General features: G+C 71.9%; 22 protein-coding genes. 11 read left to right on the top strand and 11 right to left on the bottom strand.

The window, feature by feature from the left end:
• Nucleotides 1-33 precede the first annotated feature (33 nt).
• Both CF8_RS16945 and CF8_RS16940 read right to left on the bottom strand, forming a co-directional pair.
• Nucleotides 34-702, bottom strand: coding sequence for a response regulator (locus CF8_RS16945; RefSeq protein ID WP_010834321.1), 669 nt, complete (start codon nucleotides 700-702; stop codon nucleotides 34-36).
• On the bottom strand, nucleotides 699-1,889 hold the full coding sequence (locus tag CF8_RS16940) for a sensor histidine kinase (protein ID WP_010834320.1): 1,191 nt from the start codon (nucleotides 1,887-1,889) through the stop codon (nucleotides 699-701). The genes CF8_RS16945 and CF8_RS16940 overlap by 4 nt, the downstream gene beginning before the upstream one ends.
• Nucleotides 1,890-1,994: 105 nt before the next feature.
• On the opposite strand from CF8_RS16940, the gene CF8_RS16935 reads away from it, so the two are divergent.
• Genes CF8_RS16935 through hutI form a run of 3 tightly spaced genes read left to right on the top strand, consistent with a single transcriptional unit; the run spans nucleotide 1,995 to nucleotide 5,697 of the window.
• Complete coding sequence (locus CF8_RS16935; RefSeq protein ID WP_010834319.1) at nucleotides 1,995-3,191, top strand: allantoate amidohydrolase; 1,197 nt, start codon at nucleotides 1,995-1,997, stop codon at nucleotides 3,189-3,191.
• Nucleotides 3,188-4,504, top strand: a complete 1,317-nt coding sequence (locus tag CF8_RS16930) for a formimidoylglutamate deiminase (RefSeq protein WP_010834318.1) — start codon at nucleotides 3,188-3,190, stop codon at nucleotides 4,502-4,504. The genes CF8_RS16935 and CF8_RS16930 overlap by 4 nt, the downstream gene beginning before the upstream one ends.
• The gene (hutI, locus tag CF8_RS16925) at nucleotides 4,501-5,697 is read left to right on the top strand and encodes an imidazolonepropionase (protein ID WP_010834317.1); all 1,197 of its coding nucleotides are present in this window, start codon (nucleotides 4,501-4,503) and stop codon (nucleotides 5,695-5,697) included. The genes CF8_RS16930 and hutI overlap by 4 nt, the downstream gene beginning before the upstream one ends.
• Nucleotides 5,698-5,799: 102 nt before the next feature.
• Here hutI and CF8_RS16920 read toward each other — a convergent pair whose 3' ends face one another.
• Entirely contained in the window at nucleotides 5,800-8,355 is a 2,556-nt protein-coding gene (locus CF8_RS16920; protein ID WP_010834316.1) for a CHAT domain-containing protein, read from the bottom strand.
• A 105-nt stretch (nucleotides 8,356-8,460) separates the two neighbouring features.
• Here CF8_RS16920 and CF8_RS16915 point away from each other — a divergent pair, with 105 nt between their 5' ends.
• Nucleotides 8,461-9,738 carry a S8 family peptidase gene (locus CF8_RS16915; protein WP_010834315.1) on the top strand — a complete coding sequence of 426 codons (1,278 nt, stop codon included), beginning with the start codon at nucleotides 8,461-8,463 and terminating at the stop codon, nucleotides 9,736-9,738.
• A gap of 63 nt (nucleotides 9,739-9,801) precedes the next feature.
• Here CF8_RS16915 and CF8_RS16910 read toward each other — a convergent pair whose 3' ends face one another.
• Both CF8_RS16910 and CF8_RS16905 read right to left on the bottom strand, forming a co-directional pair.
• On the bottom strand, nucleotides 9,802-10,242 hold the full coding sequence (locus CF8_RS16910; RefSeq protein ID WP_010834314.1) for a hypothetical protein: 441 nt from the start codon (nucleotides 10,240-10,242) through the stop codon (nucleotides 9,802-9,804).
• The gene (locus CF8_RS16905; protein ID WP_010834313.1) at nucleotides 10,239-10,811 is read right to left on the bottom strand and encodes an RNA polymerase sigma factor; all 573 of its coding nucleotides are present in this window, start codon (nucleotides 10,809-10,811) and stop codon (nucleotides 10,239-10,241) included. Before CF8_RS16905 ends, CF8_RS16910 begins: the two co-directional genes overlap by 4 nt.
• Nucleotides 10,812-11,154: 343 nt before the next feature.
• On the opposite strand from CF8_RS16905, the gene CF8_RS23510 reads away from it, so the two are divergent.
• The 4 genes from CF8_RS23510 (at nucleotide 11,155) to CF8_RS16890 (ending at nucleotide 16,874) form a co-directional block, all read left to right on the top strand.
• Nucleotides 11,155-11,283, top strand: a complete 129-nt coding sequence (locus CF8_RS23510) for a hypothetical protein (protein ID WP_269634795.1) — start codon at nucleotides 11,155-11,157, stop codon at nucleotides 11,281-11,283.
• A gap of 83 nt (nucleotides 11,284-11,366) precedes the next feature.
• Nucleotides 11,367-14,312, top strand: a complete 2,946-nt coding sequence (locus tag CF8_RS23505; protein WP_051204249.1) for a helix-turn-helix transcriptional regulator — start codon at nucleotides 11,367-11,369, stop codon at nucleotides 14,310-14,312.
• A 301-nt stretch (nucleotides 14,313-14,613) separates the two neighbouring features.
• Nucleotides 14,614-15,399, top strand: a complete 786-nt coding sequence (locus CF8_RS16895) for a sucrase ferredoxin (RefSeq protein WP_010834311.1) — start codon at nucleotides 14,614-14,616, stop codon at nucleotides 15,397-15,399.
• Nucleotides 15,400-15,458: 59 nt separating this feature from the next.
• Nucleotides 15,459-16,874: a cytochrome P450 gene (locus CF8_RS16890; RefSeq protein WP_010834310.1), complete on the top strand. Its 1,416-nt coding sequence runs from the start codon at nucleotides 15,459-15,461 to the stop codon at nucleotides 16,872-16,874.
• Between the two features lie 98 nt (nucleotides 16,875-16,972).
• Here CF8_RS16890 and CF8_RS16885 read toward each other — a convergent pair whose 3' ends face one another.
• Genes CF8_RS16885 through CF8_RS16870 form a run of 4 tightly spaced genes read right to left on the bottom strand, consistent with a single transcriptional unit; the run spans nucleotide 16,973 to nucleotide 20,931 of the window.
• On the bottom strand, nucleotides 16,973-18,094 hold the full coding sequence (locus tag CF8_RS16885; protein WP_010834309.1) for a sulfotransferase family protein: 1,122 nt from the start codon (nucleotides 18,092-18,094) through the stop codon (nucleotides 16,973-16,975).
• Between the two features lie 2 nt (nucleotides 18,095-18,096).
• Nucleotides 18,097-18,876, bottom strand: a complete 780-nt coding sequence (locus CF8_RS16880) for an SDR family oxidoreductase (RefSeq protein ID WP_010834308.1) — start codon at nucleotides 18,874-18,876, stop codon at nucleotides 18,097-18,099.
• A gap of 59 nt (nucleotides 18,877-18,935) precedes the next feature.
• Nucleotides 18,936-20,066, bottom strand: a complete 1,131-nt coding sequence (locus CF8_RS16875; protein ID WP_010834307.1) for a hypothetical protein — start codon at nucleotides 20,064-20,066, stop codon at nucleotides 18,936-18,938.
• Complete coding sequence (locus CF8_RS16870; protein ID WP_010834306.1) at nucleotides 20,056-20,931, bottom strand: TIGR03619 family F420-dependent LLM class oxidoreductase; 876 nt, start codon at nucleotides 20,929-20,931, stop codon at nucleotides 20,056-20,058. The genes CF8_RS16875 and CF8_RS16870 overlap by 11 nt, the downstream gene beginning before the upstream one ends.
• Before the next feature lie 34 nt (nucleotides 20,932-20,965).
• On the opposite strand from CF8_RS16870, the gene CF8_RS16865 reads away from it, so the two are divergent.
• Entirely contained in the window at nucleotides 20,966-21,388 is a 423-nt protein-coding gene (locus tag CF8_RS16865; RefSeq protein ID WP_010834305.1) for a nuclear transport factor 2 family protein, read from the top strand.
• 70 nt (nucleotides 21,389-21,458) lie between these two features.
• Nucleotides 21,459-21,998 carry a hypothetical protein gene (locus tag CF8_RS16860; protein WP_010834304.1) on the top strand — a complete coding sequence of 180 codons (540 nt, stop codon included), beginning with the start codon at nucleotides 21,459-21,461 and terminating at the stop codon, nucleotides 21,996-21,998.
• On the opposite strand, the gene CF8_RS16855 is transcribed toward CF8_RS16860, so the two are convergent.
• Nucleotides 21,985-23,184 carry an MFS transporter gene (locus tag CF8_RS16855; RefSeq protein WP_036491308.1) on the bottom strand — a complete coding sequence of 400 codons (1,200 nt, stop codon included), beginning with the start codon at nucleotides 23,182-23,184 and terminating at the stop codon, nucleotides 21,985-21,987. The genes CF8_RS16860 and CF8_RS16855 overlap by 14 nt on opposite strands.
• Nucleotides 23,181-24,107, bottom strand: coding sequence for an EamA family transporter (locus tag CF8_RS16850; RefSeq protein WP_010834302.1), 927 nt, complete (start codon nucleotides 24,105-24,107; stop codon nucleotides 23,181-23,183). Before CF8_RS16850 ends, CF8_RS16855 begins: the two co-directional genes overlap by 4 nt.
• A 40-nt stretch (nucleotides 24,108-24,147) precedes the next feature.
• On the opposite strand from CF8_RS16850, the gene CF8_RS16845 reads away from it, so the two are divergent.
• Complete coding sequence (locus tag CF8_RS16845; protein WP_010834301.1) at nucleotides 24,148-24,645, top strand: MarR family winged helix-turn-helix transcriptional regulator; 498 nt, start codon at nucleotides 24,148-24,150, stop codon at nucleotides 24,643-24,645.
• Nucleotides 24,646-24,757: the final 112 nt, after the last annotated feature.

Here is a 24,757-nt window from a genome sequence, read left to right as displayed (position 1 = left end):
CGCGCGCTCCTCATCCTCGAGGACGAGATCGGCTCAGGTGTCGCCCGGACGCACGAGGCCCGACGCGTAGGCGAGCACCACCGCCTGCACGCGGTCGCGGAGGTCGAGCTTGGCGAGCACGTGGCCGACGTGGGTCTTCACGGTCGCCTCCGAGAGGTGCATGCGCCGGGCGATCTCGGCGTTGGTGTCGCCGGTCGCGATCTCGCGCAGGGTGTCGGCCTCGCGCGGGGTCAGCTTCGCGAGCACCTCCGCCGGGCCGTCGCCCTCGGCGCGCGAGGTGGCGACGTGCTCGATCAGCCGCCGGGTGGTGGAGGGTGCGACGACGCCGTGGCCGGCGTGCACGGTGCGGATCGCCTCGACGATCTCCTCTGCGCGGGCGTCCTTGAGCAGGAACCCGCTGGCGCCGGCGCGGATCGCGGGGAAGGCGTATTCGTCGAGGTCGAAGGTCGTGAGCGCCACGATCCGGGTGTCGGGCAGCTCGGCGGTGATCTGGGCCGTCGCCGCGATGCCGTCGAGGCGCGGCATCCGCAGGTCCATCAGCACGACGTCGACGCGGCGCGAGCGCACCACCTCCAGCGCCTCGATGCCGTCGGCCGCCTCGCCGACGAGCCGCAGGTCGGGCTGGGACTCGACCATCATCCGCAGCGCCGTGCGCATCAGCTCCTGGTCATCGACGATGACGACGCGGATCTCCTCACTCACGCGGGAATCCTCGCGCTCACGCGCCAGCCGCCGTCGACCGGCCCGGCGACCAGCGAGCCACCGACCGCCTCGACGCGTTCGCGCATGCCGGCGAGGCCGCGGCCCTGACCGTCTCCTGCCGGCGGACTGTCGTCGTCGTTGCTGATGGTGATCCCCAGGCCGGTCGGCTCCCACGCCAGGGCGACGGTGGCGGTCGAGTCGCGCGGCGCGTGCTTGACGACGTTGGTGAGAGCCTCCTGGACGACGCGGTACGCCGCCAGCTCCCGCAGCACCGGGAGGCGCAGCGGCGCCCCGGTGGTCGAGAGGTCGACCCGCAGCCCGGCGGCGCGCACCTGCTCGACGAGGTCCGGCAGGTCGGCCAGCGTCGGCTGGGGCGGGGCAGGCGAGGAGTCGTCGCGCAGGACGCCGAGCAGGCCGCGCATCTCGGCCAGGGCCTCGCGGCCGGAGGTCGCGATCGACGTCAGGATCTCCGGCGCCCGCTCCGGGCCGGCGGCGACGGCCATCCGGCCGCCCTCGGCCTGGGCCACCATCACCGCGAGGGAGTGGGCGACGACGTCGTGCATCTCGCGGGCGATCCGCCGCCGCTCGTCGGCCGCGCCGCGGTCGGCGAGCGCGCCGATCCAGGCGATCCGGGTCGCTCGGTAGCGGCCCAGCGCCCACGCGGCCGCCGTCCCGCCGAGCACGGAGACGGTCAGGAACAGCCGCCACACCCACATCGCCGACACGGGCAGCACGAACTCTGCGTCCCACAACCGCACGACCGTCAGCAGGCAGCCGACGAGGGTGACGCCGAGGGCGATGGTCGGCCACGGCTGCGCCGCGTGCGCGGCCACCGCGTAGAGGAGGACGAAGAACACCAGGCACGTCGGCAGCAGCACCGGGGCGTACTCACCACCCGCCTGCACCGCCGTCGGCCCGCCCAGGTCGGGGCCGGCCACCAGCGCCAGCATGGCCAGGCCGCCCAATGTGAAGGCCTCGCGCGGCCACCGGTGCGCCACCGCGACGAGCGCGTGCAGCACGCACAGGGCAGCGAGGAGCACGACCGTCCACGCGCTGCCGGTGTCGCCTTCGCGCACCGAGGTGAGTCCGACCGGCAGCAGGAGGAGCGCGAGCGCCACGGCAAGGCCGACCTGCAGAGCGTCCCCGAGCCAGCGCGGACCGGGGGACGCGGGCTCGGCGGTGGTCACGTGCGCCAACCTAGCCCCGTGGTCAACGGGTTGACGTCTCGGATCTGAGACGCCCTAGGGGCTGTCGTCGTTGACCACGGGCGCGCGACCCGATGGACTCACCCCATGACCTTCGAGGCGATGTGGCGCGACCTGCACTACGTGGGACGGTCGGCCACCTCGGGCGGCTACTTCCGTCAGCCCTGGACCTCGGCGGAGTCGGAGCTGCGGGCGTGGTTCGCCGAGGTGACCGTCGCCCGGGGACTCGAGCTCGAGACCGACGGCATGGGCAACCAGGTTGCCTGGTGGCGCCCGGTCGCACCGAGCGACCTGCCGGCCGTGCTCACCGGCTCCCACCTCGACTCCGTCCTGGACGGTGGGGCGTACGACGGCCCGCTCGGCGTGGTCTCGGCCATCGCCGCCATCGACGTGCTGCGCGCTCGCGGCTTCGAGCCCGACCGCCCGATCGGCGTCTCGGTCTTCACCGAGGAGGAGGGCTCGCGCTTCGGGCTGGCCTGCCTCGGCTCCCGCCTCGTCACCGGCTCCTCGACCTGGGAGGAGGCGCGTGAGCGCCGCGACCGCGACGGCATCTTCCTCGGCGACGCCGTGGCTGCGTCCGGCCTCGACCCGTCGACCGGGCTGCTCTCCCTCGACGGTGTCGGCTGCTTCGTCGAGCTGCACGTCGAGCAGGGCCGCGACCTCGTCGACCGGGACGTCGCCGTCGGGGTGGCCAGCGAGATCTGGCCGCACGGGCGCTACCGCTTCGACTTCGAGGGCGAGGCCAACCACGCCGGCACCACGCGGATGGAGGACCGCCGCGACCCGATGCTCACCTATGCGATGACCGCGTTGGCCGCCAACAAGCAGGCCCGCCTCGCGGAGCAGCGAGCGACCTTCGGGCGGATCGAGGTCGCACCCAACGGCACCAACGCCGTGCCGTCGCGCGTCACCGCGTGGCTCGACGCGCGCTGCGAGTCCGACGACGCCCTCGCCGAGCTGGTCGACGCGATCTCCCGCCAGGGCAGCGAACGCGCCTCGCTCGACGGGACGCAGCTGAGCGTCACCGCCGAGTCCGTCTCCGGCTCGGTCGCCTTCGACCCCGACCTCGCCCGCTCGCTGGCCGCCATCGGCGACTGGCCGATCATCCCGACCCAGGCCGGCCACGACGCCGGCATCCTGTCGGCCGCCGGCATCCCGACCGCGATGCTCTTCGTCCGCAACCCGACCGGGGTCTCGCACTCGCCCGACGAGTTCGCCGAAATGGCCGACTGCCTCGCCGGCGTCGAGGCGCTGGCCGACACCCTGGCGAAGCTGGCGTCGTGACGACCTACCTCCTCGAGCGCGCCCTGCTCCCCGACGGGGTCCACGACGACGTGCACGTCGAGGTCGTCGACGGCCGCTTCGCCGCCGTCGAGCCGGGTGTCCTGGCGAGCGCGGCCGAACGCCTCAACGGGCTCACCGTCCCCGGCCTCGCCAACACCCACAGCCACGCCTTCCACCGCGCCCTGCGCGGTCGCACCCAGCGTGAGCGAGGCAGCTTCTGGACCTGGCGCGAGCAGATGTATGCCGTCGCCGAGCGACTGGACCCCGACACCTACCTCGCCCTCGCGACCGCCACCTTCCGCGAGATGGTCGCGGCGGGCATCACCTGCGTCGGCGAGTTCCACTACCTCCATCACCGCCCCGACGGTCGCCCCTACGACGACCCCAACGCGATGGGCCTGGCGCTGATCGAGGCCGCGCGCGTCGCCGGGCTTCGGATCACCCTGCTCGACACGCTCTACCTCTCCAGCGGCTTCGGCGCTCCGCCCGAGGGGGCGCAGGTGCGGTACGACGACGGGTCGGCCGAGGACTGGGCGGCACGCGTCGACGGGCTGGCCGGGTCCGACGCGGCGCTGGTCGCGGGCGCGCTGCACTCCGTCCGCGCGCTGCCCTCGGAGCCCGGAGCCGCGCTGGCCCCGCTCGCCGCCTGGGCCGATGGTCGGCCGCTCCACGTCCACCTCTCCGAGCAGGTCGCTGAGAACGACGGCTGCCGAGCGGCGTACGGCGTGACCCCGACGCGGCTCCTGGCCGACCACGGCCTCCTGGGGCCGATGACGAGTGCCGTGCACGCGACCCACCTGACCGCCGACGACATCGCGCTCCTGGGTGAGGCGCGCGCGTTCGCCTCCTTCTGCCCGACCACCGAGCGCGACCTCGGCGACGGCGTCGGCCCGAGCCGCGCACTGCGAGACGCGGGCGCGCGCCTGACCCTCGGCTCCGACAGCCACGCCGTCATCGACCTCTTCGAGGAGATGCGCGCGGTCGAGCTCGACGAGCGCCTGGTCAGCCAGCAGCGCGGGCACTGGCAGGCAGCCGAGCTGCTCGAGGCCGCGACCACGACCGGTCACGCCAGCCTCGGCTGGGACGACGCGGGCGCGATCGCCGTGGGCATGCGCGCCGACCTCGTCACCCTCGACACCGCCAGCCCGCGCACGGCCGGCACCGGCGCCGACGAGCACACCGTCGTCTTCGCGGCCGGCGCGGCCGACGTCACCCAGACCATGGTCGACGGGCGCATCGTCTTCCGGCAGGCTGAGGCCGGCCAGGTCGGACGCGAGCTGGCCACCGCGATCGGGAAGGTGTGGGAGCTGTGAGCAGCATCTTGGTCACCGGCATCGGCGAGCTCACCACCAACGTCGCGGCGCAGGCTCGCCCCGATGACCACCGCGACCCGACCGGCATGCTCGGCCTGGTCGACGACGCGGCCGTCGTGCTCGAGGGCAGCACCATCGCCTGGGTCGGCCGGGCCAGCGACGCACCCGCCGCGGACACGGTCTGCGACGCAGGTGGTCGCGCCGTCATCCCGGGCTATGTCGACAGCCACAGCCACCTGGTGTTCTCGGGCGATCGCGCGCAGGAGTTCGCCGCCCGCATGACAGGGGAGCCCTATTCCGCCGGCGGCATCCGCACCACCGTCGCGGCCACTCGCGCGGCCACCGACGAACAGCTCACGTCGCACGTCGCCCGTCTCGTTGCCGAGATGCGGGCCCAGGGCACCACCTCACTGGAGATCAAGAGCGGCTACGGACTCTCGGTCCACGACGAGGCTCGCTCGCTCGCCGTGGCCCGCCAGTTCACCGAGGACACCACCTTCCTCGGCGCCCACGTCGTCCCCGCCGGCACCACCCCCGAGGACTACGTCGACCTGGTCACGGGCCCGATGCTGACCGCGGCAGCACCCCACGCCCGCTGGATCGACGTCTTCTGCGAGGACGGCGCCTTCGACGTCGACCAGGCACGAGCGATCCTGGCAGCGGGCACCGACAACGGCCTGCGCGGTCGCCTCCACGCCAACCAGCTGACGTACGGCGGAGGGGTCAAGCTCGCCGCCGAGCTCGGGCTCGTCGCGGTGGACCACTGCACCTACCTTGCCGACGACGACGTCAGTGCTCTGGCCGACTCCGGCACGATCGCGACGCTGCTCCCGGGTGTCGAGTTCTCGACCCGGCACCCCTATCCCGACGCCCGCAAGCTCATCGACGCGGGCGTGCAGGTCGCGATCGCCAGCGACTGCAACCCCGGCTCCTGCTTCACCTCCTCGATGGCGCTGTGCATCGCGCTGGCCGTCCGCGAGATGCGGATGAGCCCGGCCGAGGCCCTGCATGCGGCGACTGCCATGGGCGCCCAGGCCCTCGACCGCGACGACGTCGGGGTGATCGCCCCGGGCAAGCGCGCCGATCTCGTGCTGCTCGAGGCTCCGTCGTACCTCCACCTCGCCTATCGTCCGGGCGTCCCGCTCGTGGCCGGCGTCTGGCAGGGCGGTCGCCCGGTCGTCCCGGGGTCCTGAGCGCCCACCCCGCAGCCACGTCGTCGGACGTCCCGGCGGACGTCCGACAGGCCGGCAGCCGCATCGTCGGACGCACGCCGGCCAGCGAAGGCTGCAGCGGCGCTACGCCGCCCCCATCGCCGCGAACAGCACCGCGGTCGCGTGCCGGACCGGATCGCCGTACGACGACCGACGCGCGCCGGCGAGGGCCTCGTCGAGCCGCTGCCCAGAGGCAAGGCCGGCGTGCAGGGCGAGCATCACCTGCACGGTCGCGGCATCGTCCACGTCGGCGATCGACGCGACGACGCCGGCGGTGCCCTGGGTGAGCAGGGCCGACGCGAACCCGATGACGTCCTGACCGCCGATGTCGGCGACGACGCCGGACCGGCAGGCGGGGAGGACGATGCGGTGCGGAGGCCGCTCGAGCCGGTGGATGTCGTCGACGGTGAGCGGACCGTCAGCGAGCTGGAGGCTGGAGAACATCGGGCTCTCGTGGCGGAAGGTTCCATGGGCTGCGATGTGCGCCAGGCCGGCGCCGTCCAACGCCGATCGCACACTGCCCACCGTCGACGACGCGCCGACAAGGGTGGTCGCGTCCGGGCGAAGGGCGGCGACGGCCACCACCTCACCACCACCCGTGGGCAGCCCGGGTCCGGCCACGAAGACCGTCCGCGTGGACGACGGCGAAGCCGTGGCGGCCCGCACCCACGAGGTCGCCGAGGGCGTCGGAGAAAAGGCGCGGTCGTGCAGGGACGGGATCAGCCCCCACGGCGCCCCGAGGAAGGCGGCGGGCGGCGAGACCACCACCGAGCGATCAACCGGCAGCAGCCGGGCCACTGGGCCGAGCAGCGCGCTCTCCAACCGGAGCGCGAGCGGCGTGAGGTCGATGGGCCGACCGCGCGTCGCGCTGCGCAGGCCGTACAACGCCCGCTCCATGGCCTTGTGGGCGTCCTCCAACGGGCCGATCAGAAACGTCCGCCAGCGACCGTCGCGCACCACGACGGCGTACAGCGTCGCGTCCACGTTCACCAGCTGCACCAGGATCCGATCGCCCAGCCGGGAGACGAGTTCCTCGGGCGACGTGGTCCTCGCGAGCCCGCCCGATCCTGACGTCGCCGCCCAGGCCAGCCGGACCTCGCGTTCCTTCTGTGCACGCTCCCGCGTCAGGGTCTGGATCCTTGCGGGGTCTGGTTCCTCGGCAATCCTGTGGGACAAGCCTCGAATGGTGGCCAGGAGGGCGTCGATCACCGGATCGGACGGCGCCGCAACGGGCTCGCTCAGCGACGCCGCGCGGCCGCGATCGCTCCAGTGCACCAGCGCGCGGGGACCACGAGGGAGCGCGTGGCGTACGGCGAGGGCGGCGAGGTCCGCGCTGTGGATCGCGGTCAGGGCGCGGAGCTCGGGGCTGCCGAGCGAGGCGCGGTGCTCGGCAAGGGCATCGAGACCCTGACCCACTGCCTGCAGCACGCGCGGGCGCCCCTGCACCTCCAGGTCGAGGGCGTGCGCCAGCCACGCGGTGCTGCGGCTCAGCGGATTGCCGCGGTGCCGTCCGCGCGCAGCTCGGGAGAGGTACGTCGAAGCGCCAGCCGGATCCTTGTCCGCGAGCTCGCGTCCGGCCACCAGGGCGGCGAGCACACCGTCCTCGGTGCGGTCGTCCGCGAGCGAGTCGGCGAGGGCGACAGCGGCCCGTCGGGAACCGCGGCCGAGGTCGATGCGGGCCTGGAGGCCCACGAGGTCGGCCCGGGTGCGCCACCAGTCCCGATGCTGCCGGGCGAAGAGCCGTCGGGCGACCTGCGCGTCAGCGAGGGCGAGCTCGGGATCACCTTGGCCGAGCCGGGCGCTCGCGCGCATCAGCAGCACCTCGGCACGCTCCTGCGGCCGGCGCGCGGTCCACACTGCTGCCGCGCCGACCACCTGCGCGGCCTCGTCGCAAAGACCCGCCACGAGCAGCACGGTGGCGCGGTCGAGCGCCAGCTCGAGGTGCGGAGCGCCGAGCTCGGCGTACCGCTCACCGAGGTCAGCGAATGCCGCCAGTGCTCCGGGCAGGTCACCGCGGAAGAACTGGATCAGCGCCAGGTTGTGCACCACGGCGAGCGCTTCGAGGTGTGCCTCGTGCCGGGTGAACAGGGCCTCAGCCTGACGAAGGTCGTCCTCCGCGCCGACGAGGTCGCCACGGGGCAACCTCGCGTAGGCGCGGAGGTTGAGCGCCCGCGCCTCCCAGACCACGTCGCCGGCTCGCCGGAACTTCGGGATGGCCTGCTGCAGGTCGGCGATCGCGGCGGAGTGCTGGCCCAGGCGGGCCAGGACGTAGGCCCGGCGCATCAGGGCCCGGGGCCTGATCGGTCCGCGCGCGGAGGCCATCTCGACGGCACCGTCAGCCTCGCGCAGCCCGGCCCGTGACTCGCCGTGCAATGCCAGGGCGGTGCCCAGCGTGGCGCGGACGTCGGAGACCCGGTCAGCATCGCTCGTGCGCCTCGCCAGCTGCCGGGCCCGTCGCAGGTGCACGAGGGCGAGGTCGACGTCGCCGCGGTCGCGCTGAACGATCCCGAGCGCGTGGTGGGCGTACGACAGCTCCTCCGGATCCGTGCCGGTGGCGACGGCCCTGGTTGCGACATCGGCGGCTCGGCCGGGCTCCGTGACGGCCAGCCGGAGCAGGTCTTGACCAGTCGGACCAGACACCCTTGAATCCCTCCCACCCGCTGCGACCACTCGCTAACCTCGGGCCAGGCGCGCCGCTCTCGGCGAGGCCGGCTCGCTCCATCCAAGCCCATCTGGGGGACAGTCATGGACAATTCGTCAACCGACGCTCAGCGCGACGAGTCAGGTCGTGAGTGGGACGACAAGCGCGAAGGCCTCCAGAAGGAGATCATCCGCGAGCAGGTGGCCTACCTCATCGAGGCGATGGGTGGCCCCGACGCCGCTGCTGCCGTGTGGACCGATGACGGATGGCTCTCCTACCTCTACCGCCCGGGCTACCTGCTCGCGCGCGACGAGCACTGGCGCGACGTGGCCGAGCTGCTCGGGGCCGAGCGCGTCGAGGACGACCGGTCACAGCAGCTGCGCGGTCTGAGCGTCCTGCGGGTGTCGACGGACACCGAGACCGCGGACCACCTGCGGCGCGTCGACCGTGAGCTGGGCACCGGCATCGCCACACCCGACCACATCCTCTTCGTGACTCCGGGCGGAAGCGGCACGGCCTGCCCGGCGACCGAGCCGCAGGAGCTGGACGAGGCGCCGGCGCCGTACCCGCCCGTCACGAGCGACGCGGGCGCAGGCACCGGGGTCTTCGTCTCCGTGGTCGACACGGGCTGGTGGCCCGATGCCGCGACGGACCCGGCCTCCCCGTGGCTCGCAGGGGTCACGGGCGACCCCGAGACGATCGACGTGGACAACATCCATCCGTACGCCGGCCACGGCACGTTCATCGCCGGCGTCGTGCGCACCCAGGCACCCGCCACCAGGATCCGGGTCGAGGGATTCCTGCCCCTGGGGGGAGCCGTCTACGAATCGGAGATCGTCGTCCAGCTCGGCGAGGCCCTGGCACTGGCTCCCGACATCATCTCCCTGTCCGCGGGATGCCCCACGCGTGGCCAGCTGCCGCTGCTGGGCTTCGAGGTCTTCTGGGAGCAGCGGTTGAGTCACCTGAAGGGCACGGTCCTCGTGGCCGCGGCCGGCAATGACTCGCACCGTTTGCCGTTCTGGCCGGCCGCCTTCCCCTGGACCGTCTCGGTCGGAGCACTCGACGCCGACGGCAGGCGCGCCGACTACTCCAACTTCGGCAGCTGGGTCGACGTCTACGCCCTCGGCACCGACCTGGTCAATGCCTATCCGACCGGGACGTTCTTCTGCCACGAGCCGCCGAACGTCGGGGACAAGCGGGAGTTCAAGGGCCTGGCGAAGTGGAGCGGGACGTCCTTCTCGACGCCACTGGTCTCCGGGCTGATCGCGGCGCGGATGAGCCAGCACGGGATCAGCGCGCGCCACGCCGCCGACGAGCTGCTGGCCGAGGCCAGGATCGCCGGACGCCGGGGTGTCGGGCCGGTGCTCGAGCCGAACAACTAGGTCAGACCGCCGCCTTGGTTTCGACACGGCGCTGGCGCGCCTGCTCAACCAGCGGCTGGTGGGTCAGAAGGTCAGCCACTGGGTCGTGCCCTGGCCCTCGATGGTGAAGCGGACCGGACCGGGCAGCGAGCCCATCAGCTCGAAGACTCCGTCCTCGTCGCTGGGCGACTGGACGCGCTGACCGACGACATTGGTCATGACCACGGTCACGGTCCCGCCGGGGAGCACATGGCCCATGATCCGCTCGCCGTCGATCTCGAGCTCGAGACTGCCGATGGTGGAGCTGAAGGACACGGTGCGCGGCTCGTCGACGCCCGCGCTGCGGACGGTTGACGGCTCGAGCAGGGAGTCGTAGGTCAGCTCCATCAGCTCCTCGTCGATGGTGCGCCACGCGAAGGCTGCCTGGGCAGCAACGCGGTGCTTGGGGTCGATGTCGTCGCGTGAACGCAGAGCAAGAGCAAGCTCGTCCAGGACGGCCTGCTCATCAGGGGTGGTCTCGTTCATCGGTTTCTCCCGTCGGGGGCAGGTGGTGCGAGGTGACGCAGGGCAGTCGTGTTGCGCAGCTGCTGGATCGCACGGGCGCGGGTCGGTCCGATGCTGCCCACGGGGATGCCGGATCGGCGACTGATCTCCGCATAGGTGAGCGGGGGGTCCTCGGTCAGCAGGAGCAGCAGCTCTCGTCGTTCGGCGGGCAGTTCGAGGAGCGCGTCCACCAGGGCGTTCTGTCGTTCGCTGACCAGCAAGGCGTCGGCGACGTCGGGGGCGTCGTCGGCGCGCTCGAAGGTCGGGGAGGTCTGCGGGTCGGTCGGGATCACCCGGCCCCTCTTCTCCAGCATGCGCAGGCACTCGTTGCGGGTGACGGTGGACAGCCATCCCGGCAGCGCGCGCGGCTCGTCGATGCGGTCCAGGTGCTCGACCAGCCGCAGCCACACGGTCTGGTTGACGTCGTCGGCATCGGCTCCGGTGACGCGGTGGCGTCGGATGAGGGACGTCACCAAGGGCAGCAGGCGTTCGACGAGCTGGTTCCACGCAGACTGGCTTCCCCCGCGAGCCTCGAAGACCAGTGTTGCCATGTCCGTCCCCCCGGCCGGCCACGGGTCGGTGCCCCTGACACGCCTCTCACGCACCATGCTGACGTCCCTCACATTGGGTAGGAGCGGGCTGAGCAGTGGTTGATACACCCACGTCGCGATTCGCCTGGACTTTTTTCTCTTGCTGCACCTTGGCGCTTACCTGCCCATCCGGCAAGAGCGTTGGTCCCGGTGCTCGCGCACGCCGTCTGAGGTAGCCCTGAGGGCGATCTGAGGTAGGCGTGGCAGCAGGGTTAGGACACGTGCCCGATGTGGCTGCCTACCTCAGCGGCGCAATCTCTCCTCATACCGCCAGACAGGCGGTGATCACGATGAAGGAGACACCATGTTCACCACCGACAGCTTCATGAACGCCGAGGTCACCTATCGCGAGGGGCGCGTACGGCGCGGCCTGACCACGCGCCGCGAGCTGGCCGCCGCCAAGCGGTCCGCGAAGACCTCCGACCCGCGATGAGCACGACCCAGGCGACGGTCAGCTCCACCGAACCCGAGGAAACAGGAGAGCCGTTGTCAGTGGAAGACGACACAATGACCCTTGTGTCGACCACCCGCAGCACCGACCTCGTCGGACGCGATGCCGAGCTGGAGGACCTGATCTCCCGGCTCGGCATTCGCGCGTCGGCTGCCAGCCTGCCGCGTGCGGCCCGGGCGGTGCTGCTGGCCGGCGACGCCGGGGTCGGCAAGACCAGGCTGCTGACCGAGCTCCGCGACGTCGCCGTCGACGAGGGCTGGCTGGTGCTGGCCGGGCACTGTCTCGACCTGGCCGACGGGTCCCTGCCCTATCTCCCCTTCTCCGAGATCCTCGGACGCGTCCTGACGGACCGGCCGGAGGTGGCTGCGAGCGTGACCGATCGTCACCCCACTCTCGCCCGCCTCCAGCCCGGCCGTCGGCTGCGCGCCACCGATGACCGTGACGAGGACCAGTCGCTCGACCGGGGCAACATCTTCGCCGCCGTCCACGACCTCCTCGAGACCCTCTCGGAGGCGGGGCCGCTCCTCGTGGTGGTCGAGGACACCCACTGGGCGGACCAGTCGACCCGCGACATGCTCAGCTTCTTGTTCTCCCGCCCGTTCGCGGGCCCGGTCGGCCTGGTCGTGTCCTACCGCTCCGACGACCTGCACCGCCGCCACCCGCTGCGACCGCAGGTGGCGGAGTGGGCCCGGTTGCGCGGGGTCGAGCGGGTGCAGGTCGAACCGCTCGCCGACGGTGACGTGCGCCGGCTCGTCTATGCGATGCACAAGCACTCCACCATCCCCGAGGCGAGCGTCGCCGAGATCGTCGACCGCGCCGAGGGCAACGCCTTCTTCGTCGAGGAGCTCGTCGGCGCGACCTGGGCGACCGGCGGCCAGATCCCGGCCGAGCTGGCCGACGTGCTGATGGTCCGTCTCGACGATCTCGACGACCGCACCCTCGAGGTCGTGCGCGTCGCCAGTGTCGCGGGTCGTCATGTCTCCCACGAGCTGATCGCCGCGGTCACCGGGCTCGACGCGGCCGAGCTCGAGGGTGCCCTCCGCTCGGCTGTCGAGTCCAACGTGCTGGTGCAGGCCCGGGGGGCGTCCTACGCCTTCCGCCACGCACTCCTCGGCGAGGCGGTCTATGACGACCTGCTGCCCGGTGAGCGGGCCCGGCTGCACACCTCCTTCATGACCGCGCTCCAGTCGGGCCGCGTGGCCGGCACCGCTGCCGAGCTCGCGCTGCACGCGCGGCGCGCCGGTGATCGGCTGACCGCCGCCGTGGCCAGCATCGAGGCCGGCAACCAGGCGTTCGCGGTCGGCGGGCCCAACGAGGCGGCGATGCAGTTCCTCGAGGCGTGGCGGCTGCTGGCCGCCCTGCCCGAGCTGCCCGCCGACATCGACCTGCACGCGCTGGTGCGCAGGTGCGCGGAGGCCTTCATCGCCTCGGGGCGGGTGTCCAAGGCCGTCACCGTGCTGCGCAAGCACCTCGAGGCGATGCCGGCGGACGCGTCGGCGATCGACCGGGGACAGATCCTCACCTCCATCGCCGCCGCGTTGCTGCTGACCGACACCACCGAGGACCCGGAGGCGATGGCGGCCGAAGCGGTCGAGCTCCTCGCCGACGCGCCGCCCAAGCTGCTGGCCCGCGCCCTCGGCATCCACGCCCAGTGCTTGAGCCGGTGGGACGAGGAGCGGGCGCGGATGGTCGCGATGGAGGGGCTGGCGCTGGCCGAGAGGCACAGCCTGACCGGCATCGCCGTCGAGATCTCCACGACGTTGATCAGTCTCGACGACACTCCCGACCTCGACCTGCGCCGGTCGGCCTGGCGGGGAGCAGCCGAGCGTGCGCGCGCCGAGGGACACGTCGAGCCCGAGCTGCGTGCCCTCTACTTCCTCGGCCGGTTCCACCACGACCGGGGTGAGTTCGACGCAGCGGTCGAGGTCTACGAGCGGGTCATCCGCCGTGGTGAGGAGGTCGGTCTGCGGTGGGCGCCCTTCCCGGCGGAGGCACGCTGGATGAAGGCCAGCGTCCTGTCCGAGCTCGGTCGGCTCGACGAGGCCTTCGACCTGCTCGACGTGTCCGGGCTCAACCCGCCGCTGACCTACGAGTGGCTCTACTTCGCCCACCAGATGCAGATCGTCGCGATCCGGGGCAGGTGCAAGCCCGACTCGTTCACCACGCTGCGCGACTACTGGTCGCGCGACGGGCTGATCGCCATCGTGGGTGCCTCCGCCGAGCTCATGCGCGCCGAGCAGGCCGGCGACCCGGCCCGCGCCGTCGAGATCTACGACCACGTCGTCGAGACCGTCCGGCCGCTGTGGCACGAGTGGTTCCAGGCGCGGCTGCGGCTGACCACCATCGTGATCGGGATCCACGCGACGGCGGCCGCCCACCAGTCCGTCGCCGAGCGGGAGGCAGCAGCCAAGGTCACCGGGCGCATGCTCAGCGACGCGGCGCGGGTCGCCGACTTCTATGCCCAGTACGACACGGCGCGCGGTCCCGAATACCAGGCCTGGGTGGCGCGCCTCGCCGCCGAGGAGCTGCGCTGGCGGTGGCTGAGCCAGCTCGATCCTCCCGGTCCCGACGAGCTGGTCGCGGCGTGGCGAGCGGCCGAGGCGGCCTTCGTGGCCTACGGCAACGTCTACGAGGTCGCCCGCGTGCGAGCAAGGCTCGCCGAGGTGCTGCGCGCGACCGGCGACGCTGCCGGCGCACGGGTCCTTGCCGACCAAGCGCGCGACACCGCGCGGGCGCTGGGCGCGGAGCCGCTGCTGGCCGAGCTGACCACGCTCGGATCGGCCGCCCAGCGCGCTCGGTCGCAGGTCGACACCGTGAGCCTGACGCCGCGCGAGGGCGAGATCCTGGCGCTCGTCGCGCAGGGCCGCAGCAACGGCGAGATCGGCAAGCAGCTCTTCATCAGCACCAAGACGGTCTCGGTCCACGTCTCCAACATCCTCGGCAAGCTCGCCGCCTCCTCCCGCACCGAAGCCGCCGCGATCGCACGCCGCGAGGGGCTGATCCCGGCCTGAGGAGCCGGTCGCCGGCTTGCCCGGCGCCCAACGGGAGCTACCGAACAGTCGGGGGGTCTTTGCCACCGGGTGACCCCCGTACCCTTCGGTAGCTTCGCGGCGCGGGGCGCCAGCTCGGCGGATCAGACCCGCGCTTGGACCTGAGTCTTCTGAGGACTCAGGTCCAAGGAACGCCCGCCAGGCCAGGCCACGCTTCGCGCTGACCGGTGTCGGGGAACGACATCGGGGTCTGGCGAGCCTGGTCGCCCGATCTGGTTCCCCAACCCGTGCCGCCAGGATGAGCCCGGCACAATGTCATGAGATGACTGACGACGACTTCCGCTGCCACGTGGGCAGCCGCGACGACGGCGAGCCGCTGGCCGGTACGGCGCCGACGGATTCTGCCTTCCTGTTCGTGGAGTATCCCGGGGCGTGGGGGCGCCAGGCCGTCGCGGAGAGTCGACTGCCCGAGGCGGTGAAGGGACACCTCGACGGCCTGTCCGGGGTCCGCGTGCAGCTGATCCGGCGCCACGGTGGCGTCGGTGGGCCGGGCGTGCGCGTCTTCCATGCCGTGGCGTACGGCGACGGGTTCGCCGTACGCACCGCGTCGTTGCCCGACGCCGAGGCGCTCCTCGATCTCGACCTCGAGCGCGACCTGACCGACCACGACGGCGCGCTGTGGCTGGGGTGCACCAACGGCCGTCGCGACCGGTGCTGCGCCGAGATCGGTCGCCCGATCACCGCGGCGCTGGCGGCACGCTGGCCCGAGGAGACGTGGGAGACCACGCACCTCGGCGGGCACCGGTTCTCCGGCACCCTGCTCGCGCTGCCCAGCGGCCACACCCTCGGTCGGCTGACGACCGACAACGTGGTCGATGCGTGCGCCGAGATCGAGGCCGGCGGAGTGCCGCTCGACCTGAGCCGCGGCCGGGCCGGACGCAGCGGTGTGGACCAGGTGCGCGAGCTGCACGTGCTGGGCGGAGGCAGTCCCGACGTGGAGGTCGTCGAGCTCCCCGGGCCGGTGCTGCGGCAGAGCTGCGGAGACCTGAAGCTGAAGGCCACGACCCGCTTCGAGGTCGTCCCGGCGCCGTCGACGACTGTCCTGTAACTTCACGCGCTGACTGAGTTGCGCGTACAGCGCCCCCGCCTGCGGCCTAGGCTCGGGTCATGACAGCGCTGGAGCAGCGACCCGACCAGATGGCGACGACGGACGCGGAGGCGCACGCGCTGACGGCCCGCCGCTACGAGAAGATGCGTCCGCTCGCCGGGTCGCCGACGCCGGTCGACCTCGACGGGCTGCCGCCGGGTCCGCGCTGGCCGGCGATCATCCAGAGCATCGGGCTGCTGCGCTTCCGCCACCAGTTCGTGCCGTGGGCGCACCGGCGCTACGGCGACGCGTTCACGGTCCGGATCCTGCCGCAGGGCCGGCCGCTCGTCCTCTTCACCCGGCCCGAGCACGCGCGCGAGATCTTCGCCGGCGACCCGGAGGTCTTCCACGCCGGCAAGGGCAACGCCATCCTCGGGCCGATGATGGGCGAGCACTCGCTGCTGCTCCAGGACTCCAGCGAGCACAAGCGGGCCCGCAAGCTCCTGATGCCCGCCTTCAACGGCCACGCGTTGCGTGAGTACGCCGATCTCGTCACCGACGTCGCCACCGCCGAGGTCGCGTCGTGGTTGCCGGGGGAGTCGTTCTCCGCCCTCCGGCGGATGAACCGGCTCACCCTCGAGGTGATCCTGCGCGTCGTCTTCGGTGTCACCGACGAGGCCCGGCTCGCCGAGATGCGCCCACGGGTCAACAAGGTCGTCGACATCAGCCCGGCGATCCTCTTCGGCTACGGCATGCCGCGGCTGCAGAAGCTCGGCCCGTGGAAGCGGTCGAAGGACAACGCCTTCGAGCTCGACGCGCTCATCTACGCCGAGATCCGCGAGCGTCGGGCGGCAGCCGACCTGGACTCGCGCACCGACGTGCTGTCCCGGCTGATCCGCGTCGGCACCGAGGGCGGCTCCACCGATGACCGCCTCACCGACGAGGAGCTCCGCGACCAGCTCATCACCCTCCTGCTCGCCGGTCACGAGACCACCGCGACGGCGCTGGCGTGGGCGCTCTACGAGCTGGGGCGATCTCCCGCGTTGCTCGAGCGCTCGCGCGCGGCGGCCGTCGAGGGCGACGACGACTGGCTCGAGGCGGTGCTCAAGGAGTCGATGCGCCTGCACCCCGTCATCCCGATGGTGGTGCGCACCCTGATGAAGCCCGCGAGCATCGGTGGCCATGACCTGCCCGCCGGCACCACCGTCGGGCCCTCGATCATCATCGCCCACTCGCGGCCCGACAACCACGAGTCGCCGTCGGAGTTCCGGCCCGAGCGCTTCATCGAGGGACAGCCGGCGACCAACACCTGGATCCCGTTCGGCGGCGGCGTGCGCCGTTGCATCGGCGCCGGCTTCTCGCTGATGGAGGGCGTCGTCGTGCTGCGCGAGGTCCTCTCGACCTATGCCGTCGAGTCGATGGGCGAGGACAAGCCCAAGGTCCGCAACATCACCAGCGTGCCGCGCGACGGCGCGACGATCCGCATCACGCGCTGAGTCCTTGGTTTCGACGCGCTCGTTCCTCGCTGCTCAACCAGCGAACCTGTGCCGCTGGTTGAGCAGGCGCGCCAGCGCCGTGTCGAGACCGAGGCGAACTACTCGGTCAGGACGTCGCGCACCTGCGCCTCGGTGAGGCCGTAGTCGGCCAGGTCGTAGGCATGCTTCGGGGCGCGTACGCCGCTGCGCGACCGCGCCAGCTCCGCCGACACCGCTGCGGCGCCGGCGTCGCTCCACTCGAGCCCGGCAGCGCCGTACACCCCGCGCACGGTCGTGAGCGGGTCGGCGACGAGGTCGTCGTAGGCCACGTCGACCACGTCGCCCGAGTGCGGACTCGCGCGGAAGGCCGCCTGCTCACGCGCGAGCAGGTCGAGCTGGGTGCGACCGATGGTGTCGCCGACGAAGACGTCCGAGGTGCCGCGGGTCGAGGCGGCGGCCAGCGAGCACATCGACGCCGTGCACGCGACCGGGTCGCGGTGCGTGACGACGACGACCGCGTCGGGGTGGACCGCCTTGATCGCATCGAGCGCGACGAGGTGGCTGGGGTTCTTGAGGATCCAGCGCTTCTCGGTGTCGTTGAGGCCGATCAGCTGCAGCAGTGCGCGGTGCCGTTCGTAGGCGGGCGTCCAGTCCTGCCCGGCAAGCCAGGCGGAGTAGCCCGGGGTGAAGGCCTGCGTCTCGAAGGCGACCGAGCGGCCGGTGTGCTGCAGCAGCCGCCAGCACTCCTCGTGCGACGCCGCGTCGGAGTAGTGCAGCCCGGCGAGCTCGGGGTTGGCCTCGTGGAACGCGGCGTAGCCCGCCTGCATCGCGCCGAAGATCGGGTCGCTCTCCCAGGTGTCGCGCGGCGGGCGGGGCTGCGGCAGGTCGGCGAGCCACTGCTCAAGGCCCTGGTGTGCCGGGTCCGCCGTCAGGAGGCGTTGCAGCAGCGTCGTGCCGGATCGGGGGAGACCCATGATGAAGACCGGCCTCTCGATCGCGACGTCCTTCGACGCGGGGTTGGCGCTGAAGCCCTGTTGCGCCATCAGCTTCGCGACGAGCAGGCCCTTGACCATGCCGCGCATGCGGTAGTTGCCGACGCCGGTCAGGCCGGAGGCGCTGGCGTAGTCCTGGAGGAGAACCCCCAGTCCCTCCTCGTGGGTGTCGTCGCCGAAGTCGCTGAGCCCGGTCGTACGAACGGCCGCCGCGGTGATGTCGTCGAGGGTGCCGACATCGTCACGCACCCTCACGAGTGGAACTCGCCGCAGTCGACGTTGAGCGTCTGCCCGCTGACCGCGCTGGCCAGGTCGCTGGCGAGGAAGAGCGTCGCCCGCGCGACCTCGTCGGCCGTCGCGAGCCGCTTGAGGTCGGTCGGCGCGGCCTTCTCGGCGTAGACCTCGTCGTGGGTGCGGCCCGACTCCGACGCGATCCAGTCGAAGTAGGCCTTGTTGACGTCCTCGTAGATGTAGGACGGCGCGACCGAGTTGACCCGGATGCCGCGCGGGCCGAGCTCGGTCGCGAGGCTGGAGCTGAGGTGCTGGAGGGTGCCCTTGGACAGCTTGTAGCCGCTGTACTCCGGCTGCGAGGTGTAGACCACGCACGAGCTGATGTTGATGATCGACCCGCTGCTCGCCGCGAGGGCGTCGGCGAACAGTGCGCTCAGCCGCAGTGGGGCGAAGACGTTGGTCTCCTGCGCGGCGCGCAGGCCGTCGAGGTCGAGCGTCGTCAGCGGGTCCATCGGCGGGATCCCGAACGCGTTGTTGATCAGGCAGTCGACCCGCCCGAACTCCGCCAGCGCTCGCTCGACGAGGGCGGCACGCTGCGCCTCATCGGTGATGTCGGTCGGTACGACGAGGGCCCGGCGCCCCAGCTCGCCGACGACGGCTGCCATCTTCTCCAGCCGCCGCTCGGTGCGGCTCGCCAGCACGAGGTCGGCGCCCATCCGCGCAGCCTCCTCGCCGAGGGCACGGCCCAACCCCGGGCCGACACCGGAGAGCACGATCACCTTGTCCTGGAGGAGCGTCATGGCGTCAGACTAGAACGTGTTTCAGTTCTGCGTCGAGGGTTGCGGCGCAGACGACCCACTCACGAGATCATCCGCCGCGCGATCCCGACCTGCCGCGCCTCGATCCGCGCGGCGTACTCGGCAGGCGTCACGCGCTGGTGGGCCAGCGACGCCATCGACGCGAGCGAGGAGAACGGCACGACCGACACCGTCGGCCCACCGGGAGCCTGGTCCGTCCGCTGCCAGCGCAGCATCATCACGCCGGCCGCGTGCCCGGTCGTCTCCAGCCAGTTCGCCAGCCCCGGGTCCTGCGCGGAGATGACGTAGCGCAGCATCCCGTCGTCGTCGACGTGCGACTGCGCGCGCGTCAGCGACGTCTGGTGGTGCTCGTAGTCCGTCGAGACGTACCACTTCGAGCCGACCTGGATCGATTGGTACGGCGCCGCGCTGGCCGGCACCGAGACCACGAGAGCCTCGTCGTCGGCGAGCGCGTAGTGCCCGATGGAGGAGAACTGCGTGGGCAGGCCGCCGGGCGTCGTGGCCGGGGCGGTCAGCGTGTTGACGGGCTCCTTGTATGTGAACCACTCCGGGAACGCGAACCACGTGGCCAGCCGTCCGGTGAGCAGCTTCGCCGCGACGGCGTACCTCTTCTCGATCCGTTCGACCGAGACCGGAGCGCGTGGGACCCCGGCGGTGTCGAGGCGCTGGATGCGCAGGGTGCCCCGGTCCTCCGCCAGCCAGTCGGAGTAGACCTCGCGGACGATCAGCGTCGAGCCCTTCCGGAGTCCGAGCTCCGGCCCGAACCGCCACTCGAAGGTCCCGTCGTCGGCGACGGGGAGCGAGCGGTCGTCGAAGGCGGCGAGCGTGTCCGGTGTCCCCGAGGACGTGTAGCCCCCGCTCATGATCTGGAAGGACAGGTCGGCGGTCGTGCCGCGGCGCCCCGAGACGACGTACGACGCGTCGGAGGTGAGGTTGGCGTTGAAGTAGACCGCGTCGGGGTTGTCGAGCCCCTGGCGTGAGTACTGGTGCGTCGGGTTGATCAGAACGGGGTGCTCGAGGTCGTGGTCGAACGCCATCTGGATCGCCGAGCGGATCGAGCCGGCGAGGTAGTCGAGCCCCTCGGCGAGCTCCTGCTCGGTGATGTCGAAGGGCGGGTTGCGGATGAGCTGCTCCGCCTCCTCGATCGCGTCGCGGAACAGGTCAAGAGACACGCGAGATCACCGACTCGGCGTAGCGCTCCAGGTGCTCGACCTTCTTCGCGAGCGGCTCGGTGTCCGGGCCCAGGATGTAGGGGACCCGGAAGCCGACGATGCAGTCGGTGACCCCGCGGTCCTCGAGCCGCTTCACGCCGTCGGGGTCGTAGGCGTCGTAGGAGATGACGTGCACCTCGAAGTCGTCGCGCGTGTCCCCCTCCTCGGCCCGAATCGAAGCCAGCCGCGTGAGCAGCCGGTCGAGCTCCTCCCCGTCCCCGCCGGCATGCATCCAGCCGTCTCCCTTGCGTACGGCGCGGCGCAGCGCCGCATCGCTGTGGCCGCCGACCAGGAGGGGGATCGGTGACGTCGGCGCCGGACTCTGCTTGAGCTCGGGGAAGCTGTAGAACTCCCCGTCGTAGCCGAAGAACTCACCCGACGTCAGCCCGCGCAGGACGTCCATGCACTCGTCCATCCGCTTGCCGCGGCGCTCCCACGGGACGCCGAGGGTCACGAAGTCCTCGGGCCACGGCGACAGCCCGACGCCCAGCCCCAGCCGGTTGTCGGAGAGGAAGGCCAGCGACGACGCCTGCTTGGCGACGAGCACCGGCGGCCGGACGGGGAGCTTGAGCACGAACGGCGTGAGCCGCAGTGTCGAGGTGACCGCGAAGAGGTGCGCGCACATCACCATCGTCTCGACGAACTCCTTGTCCTCGAGGAACTCCCGGTCGCCGGTGTCGGTGTAGGGATAGCTCGAGTCCGACTCGCGTGGATAGATCAGCGAGTCGGCCACCGTCATCGAGGTGTAGCCCGCGGCCTCGGCGGCCTGGGCGAGCGGGGCGTAGAACTTCGCCTGGGTCATCGCCTCGGCATACGTGAATCTCATGGCCACACACTAGAACGTGTTCTAGGCTCGCGCCATGGACCTGCAGGAGCTCAGCGACCGCCAGGAGATCACCGACCTCATCACGCGCTACACGCGAGCGGTCGACACGCGCTCCTTCGAGGACCTCGTGCACGTCTTCACCGACGACGCGGTGCTCGACTACTCGATCGTCGGCGGCCCCAAGGACGTGCCCGCCGTCGTGGTCCCGTGGATCGAGAAGGGGCTGGCGGGCTTCGACCGCTTCCAGCACCTCATCGGCCAGGTGTCGATCGAGCTCGACGGGGATGCGGCCCGCGCGACGGCGTACTTCACGAACCCGATGGTGAGCACCGACCCCGACGGGACGGAGAAGCTGTGGGAGGTGGGCGGCTACTACCACCACGACCTCGTGCGTACGCCGCTCGGCTGGCGCTCGCGCGGGATCGTCGACGACGTCGTGTGGACCCGCGGCTTCTGAGCCGGCTTGGGCTCCTGACCGGCCGTCGGCGACAATGGCGGCCACCCCAGCCTGCAACGAGGAGAGTCACGTGGTCGACACCGAGGACCGCCCGGTCCTGACCGGCCTGATCGCGCTGGTCGCCGTCGCCGCGGTGATCGGCATCATCGGCGGCCTGGCCGCTCTCGTCGGCAGCAAGGTCCTCGGTCTCGACGGTGACACGACTGCCTCGTCGGCGGGCAGCGCCACGAGCAGCGGCTCGCTCTACCTGCCGGAGCCCACGATCACCTCGGACACGGTGGTGCCGGAGAGCCCGGCGTCGACCACCGCCTCGCCCGTCGACCCGTCCGACGCGAACAGCAAGGAGATCGAGCTCTCCGCAGGCCAGCAGTCGGTCAGTGCGATGCAGCAGATCGACCTCACCGGCAGCTACCCCACCGGCGAGGGCGCGATCCTCCAGGTGCAGCGGCTCGAGGACGGCAGCTGGGAGGACTTCCCGGTGACGGCGTCGGTGAACAACCAGACGTTCTCGACCTACGTGCAGACCGGTCAGACCGGCGAGAACACCTTCCGGGTCATCGACACCGACAAGGACCTCGTCTCCAACGAGGTCGTCGTCACCGTCGGCTGAGGTCCAGCCGCCGGGTGAAGTAGCCCACCCAGACGGTGCCGAGGGCAGCCCCGGCGCCCATCACCAGGCACGCGGCCGCCAGCGGCGCCGCGGCTGCGGCGAGGCTGACGAGCAGCGCGCCTCCGGAGAGCCCGATGTCGCCGCACAGCCGCCAGCCGCCGAGGTACTGCGCGCGTCCCTCGATCGGCGCGGTGTCGGCGCCCAGGGTCATCACGATGCCGGCGCCGAGGCCGTTGCCGACGGCCATCAGCGCCATCACCGCGGCCACCGTGACCGCGGTCGTCGCGAGGGGCAGCAGCAGGCAGGCGAGGGCCGTGGTCGCGACGACGGGTACGGCGACGACGAACCGCCCGTAGGTGTCCATCAGCCAGCCGCCCGGCAAGAAGCACACGAGGTCGACGGCCGCGGCCGCCCCGAAGATCAGCGAGGTCGTGCTCGCGGACAGCCCGACGTGCTCGGCCCACAACGGCAGCAGGCCGATGCGCAGCGCTCGACTGGCCGAGATGATGACGACCGCGACGCCGACGGTGAGCAGCGTGCGCCGGTGCTCCATCAGCACCGACACGACCGACAGGTGCGGCGTCGCGCCGCGGTGCTCGGAGCCGAGGTCGGGCATCGAGCGGGCCAGCAGCGCCGACGCCAGCGACATCGCGGCGGCCAGCCAGAAGACCCAGGTCAGCCCGCCGAGGTGGATCAGGCCGGCGCCGAGCAGCGGTCCGACGAGCACCCCGATCCGCATGCTGCCACCGAGCGCGGCCATCGCCCGCGCACGGAAGGCCAGCGGGACGGCATCGATGAGGTGGCCCTGTCGCGCCATCATGAAGACGGTCCAGGTCATGCCGCTGAGCAGCACGGCCAGCCCGAGCGCGACGACCGAGTCGGTGAGGGCGGCGAAGGCCATCGCGACCGCGTCGAGCGACCCGACCGTGGTCAGGGCCCGGCGCTCGCCGATCCGCGCGACGAGGGCGCCAGCGGGCAGGGAGGCGAGCAGGCTGCCGACGCCCAGCAGGGCGACGATGAAGGCGGCAGTCGGGACGTCCGCGCCGAGGTCGAGGGCGCGCAGCGCCAGGACCGGCAGGACCGCGCCGTGCCCGATCGCACTGACGATCGAGGGCGCGTACGCCGACAGCGCGACGTCGCGGAGACGGAAGGTCGCGTCCACGCGCTCGGTGTCCCCGGAACTCACCTGGTCATTGTCAACGCCCGGTCGCCGACGTCTGCCACCGGCTCCGGAGGAGTGGGTGCCGGACGACGGGACACGCGCTGGCCGAGCACCACGCCGCCGAGGACGAGCAGCACGCCCAGCGCCTGCATGGGACCGAACACCTCGTGGGCGAACGCGACGCCCAGCGCCGTACCCACCACCGGGTTGATCAGGCCGATCAGCGACACGGCGCCGGCCGGCATGGCGCGCAGGCCGGTGAACCAGCAGACGTAGGCGAGGCCGGTGCCGACGATCGCGATCCAGGCGTAGCCGAGCGCGGCGGTGAGGTCGACGGCCGGGGGCGCGCCCTCGACGAGGAGCGCGACGGGCAGCAGGGCCAGGCCACCGACGACGAGCTGCCAGGAGACGAGGGTGAGCATGTCGACCGGCGGGGTCCAGCGCTTGATCAGCACGAAGCCGAGCGCACTGACGGCCACCGAGCCGAAGGCGCCTGCGAGCCCGAGCGTGGTCACGCCGTCGGGGCTCTGCAGGACGAGGAGCGTGACGCCGGCGAGGCCGATGACCGCGGCGACGATGCGCGCCGCGGCGGCTCGTTCGCCGATCAGGAGCCAGGCCAGCGCCATGACGGCCAGCGGTGAGGTCGCCTGGATGGTCGCGGCGAGCCCGCCGGGGAGGTAGTAGGCCGCGACGAAGATCAGCGGGAAGAACAGGCCGATGTTGAACAGGCCCAGCACCGTGGCCTTCCACCACCAGTCGCCACGCGGCAGCTGGCGTCGCCAGGCGAGCAGCACGAGGCCGACGGGCAGGGCCCGGACGAGCGCCGCGAAGAGCGGACGGTCCGGGGGCAGGAACTGCTCGGTGACGATGTAGGTCGTGCCCCACGCCGCCGGTGCGATCGCCGTCAGGAGGATGATCCCGAACCGGCTCCGAAGAATAGTTTCCACAGAAGAGACAATATCTGCCGAGGAAGATATATTCCGATTCGTGAATGGCGACCTCGACCACGTCGGCCGGCTGCAAGCCCAGTGGGCGCGCGAGCGCCCCGACCTCGACACCAGCGCGATGGGCATCATCGGCCGTCTCCACCGGCTGGCGGACGCCCTGCACACCGAGCTCCGCCCCGTGTTCGAGCAGGCGGGCCTGAGCGACGGGGACTTCGACGTGCTCGCCGCGCTGCGTCGCGCCGGCTCGCCGTTCGCGCTGACCCCCGGTCAGCTCGCCGAGACCACGATGATCACCTCGGGCACCGTGACCAAGCGCGTCGACCGGTTGGCTGCCGCCGGCCTCGTGACCCGCGAGCGTGTCGAGCACGACGGGCGCGTACGCCGCATCGCCCTCACCGAACCAGGCCGAGCCCTGGTCGATGAGGTGGTCGGGCTCCACTTCGCCAACGAGGAACGCCTGCTCGCGGGATTCTCCGACCTCGAGCGGACCAGGCTGGCCCACCTGCTGACGCAGTGGACGACGACCCTCGGGATCTGAGCCCGGCGAGCGCAACGTCATGGGGACTGGTTGTCCGGACGACCAGTCCCCATGACGTTGCGGACGGCGAGCGGATCAGGGGATTCGTCCATGCCGTTCTGCCATATTGAGT

The organism is Nocardioides sp. CF8 (genome assembly GCF_000389985.1).
Classification (GTDB): domain Bacteria; phylum Actinomycetota; class Actinomycetes; order Propionibacteriales; family Nocardioidaceae; genus Nocardioides; species Nocardioides allogilvus.
The sequence above is the reverse complement of the archived record's forward strand: the minus strand, read 5'-3'. Positions and strand labels throughout refer to the sequence as shown.

Coding starts and splice junctions, on each gene's coding strand:
- CF8_RS16935 (WP_010834319.1), top strand. CDS start 1,995: ATGACCTTCGAGGCGATGTGGCGCGACCTGCACTACGTGGGACGGTCG.
- CF8_RS16915 (WP_010834315.1), top strand. CDS start 8,461: ATGGACAATTCGTCAACCGACGCTCAGCGCGACGAGTCAGGTCGTGAG.
- CF8_RS16910 (WP_010834314.1), bottom strand. CDS start 10,242: ATGAACGAGACCACCCCTGATGAGCAGGCCGTCCTGGACGAGCTTGCT.
- CF8_RS16905 (WP_010834313.1), bottom strand. CDS start 10,811: ATGGCAACACTGGTCTTCGAGGCTCGCGGGGGAAGCCAGTCTGCGTGG.
- CF8_RS23510 (WP_269634795.1), top strand. CDS start 11,155: ATGTTCACCACCGACAGCTTCATGAACGCCGAGGTCACCTATCGCGAG.
- CF8_RS16895 (WP_010834311.1), top strand. CDS start 14,614: ATGACTGACGACGACTTCCGCTGCCACGTGGGCAGCCGCGACGACGGC.
- CF8_RS16890 (WP_010834310.1), top strand. CDS start 15,459: ATGACAGCGCTGGAGCAGCGACCCGACCAGATGGCGACGACGGACGCG.
- CF8_RS16880 (WP_010834308.1), bottom strand. CDS start 18,876: ATGACGCTCCTCCAGGACAAGGTGATCGTGCTCTCCGGTGTCGGCCCG.
- CF8_RS16870 (WP_010834306.1), bottom strand. CDS start 20,931: ATGAGATTCACGTATGCCGAGGCGATGACCCAGGCGAAGTTCTACGCC.
- CF8_RS16865 (WP_010834305.1), top strand. CDS start 20,966: ATGGACCTGCAGGAGCTCAGCGACCGCCAGGAGATCACCGACCTCATC.